This window comes from Paenibacillus sp. 01L418 (genome assembly GCF_056400045.1).
Map to the genome: position 1 here is coordinate 1 of NZ_JBFTSN010000453.1, position 4875 is coordinate 4875.

Below are 4875 nucleotides of genomic sequence, written 5' to 3' on the forward strand. Positions count from 1 at the left end.
TAGTTGCTTCTTGAACAAGGCTATACCGTGCTTCATCAGGTACAAAATCCATAAACGCCTCGTCAACTACAACATAGGCTCCTTTACTTAAGAGTGCACGTATAAGCTCTGGATCTACGAGCTGACCCGTTGGATTGTTTGGCGAACCGAGCATAACTAATGATCCTGTTGCGGCCGCTTCGCATAAATGCTCGGAATCCAAGCTAAGCTTAAATTGCATGTGAGATGATAATTTAATTTCATACACAGCTCCGCCGATTTTCCGAATGGCATCGCCATATTCATCAAAGCACGGAATGGCAAGTGTCGTTAACTTTGGTTGCAGCGTACGGACGATAAGATCGATTAGTTCTGCCGCTCCATTTCCTACTACAATGGATTGAGCATCAATATTATGTAGTTCAGCAAGCTTCTTTCTTAGGCCGCGAACGGCTGGATCTGGATATTGCTCTATCATATCTGCATAGGTAAGAAGCGCTTGTTTAACGCTTAACGGCGCTCCTAGCGGATTCATATTCGAGCTGAAATCAACAAATTTATGCGCAGGTATATCGAACGCTTCTTCCGCGGTCCGCAAATCGCCGCCATGACCATATCTTTCTAACATTTTACAAAAACAACTCCTTTTCTATTGCGCATATAACCAGATGACCGCCGCAAGCAGCAATAACGCTTCAATCGCTTCGTTCATCGCACCATATGTATCCCCAGTTAATCCGCCAAGCTTCCGATTTAACCATGCCGCTATAAAACCACCACAGCAAATCGTTAAGATGACGATAATAAGCAGCATTATTAATGCTACGTTTGTACCGGTGCCGGCGATCCAAAAAGTAAGGACAGAAAGAATGGCTGCCATCACAAAAGAAGCAGTCGCCTGCGGCCATTTGACCTCATTAAATAAAACAGCAATCCCTTCACCCTGACGGGCATTCGGCCACCCTGCAATAGCTGCACTCATCCAAGCACGGCTCCAAATCGGCGCGATGACAAGCAGTGGTCCATATTGCTCAAAATGGCCACCTTTCAGCAGTTCTGCTAATAACGATGCTTTGAGAAGAAGGAGCAATACTGCGGCAATGACGCCCATCGCTCCTACTCGGCTATCCTTCATAATCTCTAGCATACGCTCGCGAGAGCGGTGACTCAGCACGCCGTCTGCAGTATCCATCCAACCGTCCAAATGCAGGCCCCCGCTTAATGCAGTCCATATCGCAAGAATCAGTACAGCACTTGGCCAAGCAGGGAGAAACAGTGCTAACAGCCACGTACATGCAAGGAGACAGATACCGATAAACGCACCAGCTACAGGGAAATAGACGACACTTCGCGAGAGAACAGATCCTTGGAAAGGAACCGTGATGGGAACTGGAAAACGAGTTAGAAATTGAAATGCAGCAATAAGTGCTTGGAAATGCAGCTTTAATTCACGACGAACCATACGGCGATCACCCCCGCAAATAATATAAAACTAACGCTGTACAGTAACCGCACGCTTAGTACAATATCGTTTGGTTCCAGTTTGCGAGTTGGCCATCCCATCCTTGCTCGTTCACTGATTACGCCAAAATACGAATTCAAACCGCCGAGCTCAATGCCTAGCGCTCCTGCAACCGCTGATTCCGGTATGCCGCTATTTGGACTAGGATGAAGATGTGCAAACGTGCGAATGGCAAGCCACGCCTGCTTCGCCTTCATTCTCTGATCAAACAGCGAAGACAGCGTAAGCAAAACGCCAGTTATTCTTGCAGGGATATAATTTAACACATCATCCGTCCGTGCCGAGCACCAGCCAAAATACTTATATTTTTCATTGCGATATCCGACCATGGAATCCAGCGTATTCGTTGCACGGTAGAGCATTGCAAGCGGTGCGCCTCCAATTAAAGCGAACAACAACGGTGACACGAGCGCATCTACCGTATTTTCAGCAACCGTCTCAATTGCAGCGCGCGATGCTTCTCGCTCATCCAGCTTTGCTGTATCTCGGCCTACGATATAACCAACATATTTACGTGCTTCATCTAATCTGCCTTCCACTAATGGCTGATAGACGAGCATTGCTGCTTCCTTTAAGCCCTTCACCGCTAGTGTTGTGGAAATAAACCATGCGCTCACCGCATAGCCTAACCAAGTATGTATGGCATCTGCCGCCCAAATTATGAACCACATTGCGCCGCAGCTCACAACGAGTGTGACAACGGACAACACTACACCTAAACCTCTTACAGCAGCCGGATGGTCCTTTAATTGTTCAGGAGCAAGCAAACGTTCCAGCAGTCGTATGAGCCTGCCTATCCAGATGACGGGATGAGTTGGCCATTTCGGATCACCAACGATCCAATCTATTGCAATGGCTGCCGCTGCGAGGAGCAGGAGCTCCTTTATTGAATAAATCATCATAATTGATCCCAGTTAAAAGCTTGCGATTTCAATTCAACTGGAATGCCTGCGGTGACGAGAAAAACCCGCTCGCATATCGCAGCAATCTGTTGGTTGAACCTCCCCGCCTCGTCTCGAAAAAGCCTGCCTAGAGGGTATGCCGGAACAATGCCATCTCCTACCTCATTGGTTACAATGATTAATGGATATGGATAGTTGTTAATAGCTTCGAGAAGTTTCTGCTGCTCCATTTTCAGCCTTGTATCTTCATACGATTCTTGTTCTATTCGCATAAGCCAATTCGTCAGCCATAACGTTAAGCAATCGAGCAATACGACAGCAGGCTGCTGTCCGTTTGAAATTTCTTTATCGATTTGCTCTTTCAATCTGTAAAGCTCATTTGCTGCTTCATATGGATCTTCGATGGTCTGCCAGCGGAAGCCTGCTTCTTCACGATCCTTGCGATGTTTTCCTATTCGATCGCGCATCTCCGTATCATACGGCYGACAGGTCGCAATATAAAATCCACGGGCTGCAACCCTCATCGCATATTGCTCGGCAAATCCGCTCTTCCCGCTTCTTGCTCCGCCCGTTACTAGAATTGCCATTCACGCTCACCTAACCTTTGGATACGCCTGCACTCTCAAATGTTGCCATTTCATTCATGAGATGGAGCGCAGCGTCTATAAAATGAAAACATAATACAGCACCAGTGCCTTCGCCAAGCCGCATCTCCAGCTGCATCATGGGAAGCAAACCTATCGATTCAAGCAGCTTCAAATGGCCTTGCTCTTGAGAGAGGTGGGAAGCAATCATAAAGGGAAGCGTCTGCTCCGCTATCCGCGATGCGACAAGCGCTGCAGCAGATGAAATATAACCATCGATGACGACTGGGCAGCCGTTTGCTGCAGCTCCGATAATAACGCCAACAAGCCCTGCGATTTCTGCACCGCCAACCTTAGCCAGCACATCGATTGGATCGACACTAGCGCGGTCCAATTCGTTGACAACAATTGCGCGTTTGACTACCTGCACTTTATTTGCCCAGCTTTCATCATTTATGCCAGTTCCTCGGCCGACTGATTCCTCAGGAGATAGGCCTGTCAAAACGGTCGTTAACGCCGCACTGGCAGTCGTATTGCCAATACCCATTTCGCCTGTTGCAAACAAGCGGCAGCCGCGCTGCACCTGCTCATTAACAACTTCAATGCCAACAATAATAGCTTGGATGGCTTCTTCCCGAGTCAACGCTGGCTGCTTGGCCATATTGGCCGTTCCCCGCACCACTTTACGGCTTACTAGCTTCTCATGCTCCAAATCCGCATTTACACCAATATCCACACAAACAACATCTGCGCCAGCTTGTCTTGCCAGCACATTGACTGCTGCTCCTCCGCTGAGAAAGTTTAGCACCATTTGTGGTGTCACCGCTTGTGGAAACGCACTGACTCCTTCATCGCATACACCATGATCACCCGCCATGACAATAACGGCTTTATGTGACAAATCCGGCCACAGCTCGCCTGTAATGCCGGCAAGCTGCCTGGCGATTGTCTCTAGCTTGCCGAGGCTGCCTGGCGGTTTCGTCAATGAATCAGAATGCTTCACAGCTAATTCTGCTGCCTCTTCATTAAATGGTTTGATTTGTTTGATCGTCTCTGCAAGCTGAGTTTCCAATGCATGTTTCAATTTCATAACTCCTTCAAGCGTATTATAAGCTTTTATATTTTCATATCCGGTTGGAGCAATATTTGCGGAGCACCTGTAACAGGATGGGCGATCACAGTTGTATCCGCCTGATAAACCTGCTTGATAAGATCTGCAGTTATGACCGCCCTAGGTGTTCCAGCTGCTGCAACTTTGCCTTCATGAAGAACGACAAGCTCATCGCAATAAAGCGAAGCCAAATTAAGATCATGCAAGACGGCAATAACGGTCAGTTCACGATCACGCTGCCAAGCACGTACCGTATCCAAAAGCTGAATTTGGTAACCAATGTCCAAATAAGTCGTCGGYTCGTCCAATAATATAATAGATGGCTCCTGCGCCATAACCTTTGCCAATGCAACACGTTGACGTTCACCGCCGCTTAGTTGATCCATTTTGCGATGCGATAGCTCTTCGAGTCCCATGGTCATTATCGCTTTATCAATAATTTCCTCTGAATCATGTTTATCGCTGCCAAGCCAGTTTTGGAAAGGGTATCTTCCCATGCTAACAACCTCACGCACAGAGAATCCTACCTGAGGCAAACCGCTTTGCTGCAAAACTGCCATCCTTTGTGCGATTTGCTTTCTTGGATATGCCGAGATGCTCTGCCCCTCGAATAAAACTTCACCTTGCACCGGCTGTTCAACGCCTGACAATACATGCAGCAGCGTTGATTTGCCAACACCATTAGGTCCAATAACACCGTACATCCGCCCTTTTTGAAATGAGCAGGAAAGCTTATTGAGCACAGTCCTCCCTTGCACCGTCTGAACGATGCTGCGC

The 4875-nt window shown here is 47.8% G+C and carries 6 protein-coding genes; all 6 read right to left on the bottom strand.

The window, feature by feature from the left end:
- Positions 1-607: aminotransferase class I/II-fold pyridoxal phosphate-dependent enzyme (locus AC1DSE_RS30115; RefSeq protein ID WP_477528688.1), on the bottom strand; the 607-nt coding region annotated here is incomplete at its 3' end.
- 21 nt (positions 608-628) lie between these two features.
- A complete protein-coding gene (gene cobS / locus AC1DSE_RS30120; RefSeq protein WP_477512722.1) occupies positions 629-1441 on the bottom strand; it encodes an adenosylcobinamide-GDP ribazoletransferase in 813 nt (270 codons plus the stop codon).
- The gene (cbiB, locus tag AC1DSE_RS30125; RefSeq protein ID WP_477512721.1) at positions 1423-2403 is read right to left on the bottom strand and encodes an adenosylcobinamide-phosphate synthase CbiB; all 981 of its coding nucleotides are present in this window, start codon (positions 2401-2403) and stop codon (positions 1423-1425) included. Before cbiB ends, cobS begins: the two co-directional genes overlap by 19 nt.
- A complete protein-coding gene (gene cobU, locus AC1DSE_RS30130; RefSeq protein WP_477528689.1) occupies positions 2400-2990 on the bottom strand; it encodes a bifunctional adenosylcobinamide kinase/adenosylcobinamide-phosphate guanylyltransferase in 591 nt (196 codons plus the stop codon). Before cobU ends, cbiB begins: the two co-directional genes overlap by 4 nt.
- A 10-nt stretch (positions 2991-3000) precedes the next feature.
- Positions 3001-4077 carry a nicotinate-nucleotide--dimethylbenzimidazole phosphoribosyltransferase gene (gene cobT / locus AC1DSE_RS30135; protein ID WP_477512719.1) on the bottom strand — a complete coding sequence of 359 codons (1077 nt, stop codon included), beginning with the start codon at positions 4075-4077 and terminating at the stop codon, positions 3001-3003.
- Positions 4078-4103: 26 nt separating this feature from the next.
- Positions 4104-4875 (bottom strand): heme ABC transporter ATP-binding protein (locus AC1DSE_RS30140; RefSeq protein WP_477528690.1); only part of this gene is annotated, 772 nt, incomplete at its 5' end.

What these genes read in the sequence shown, in the direction of transcription:
- cobT (WP_477512719.1), bottom strand. Translation starts at nt 4,077, where the DNA reads ATGAAATTGAAACATGCATTGGAAACTCAGCTTGCAGAGACGATCAAA.
- cbiB (WP_477512721.1), bottom strand. Translation starts at nt 2,403, where the DNA reads ATGATGATTTATTCAATAAAGGAGCTCCTGCTCCTCGCAGCGGCAGCC.
- cobS (WP_477512722.1), bottom strand. Translation starts at nt 1,441, where the DNA reads ATGGTTCGTCGTGAATTAAAGCTGCATTTCCAAGCACTTATTGCTGCA.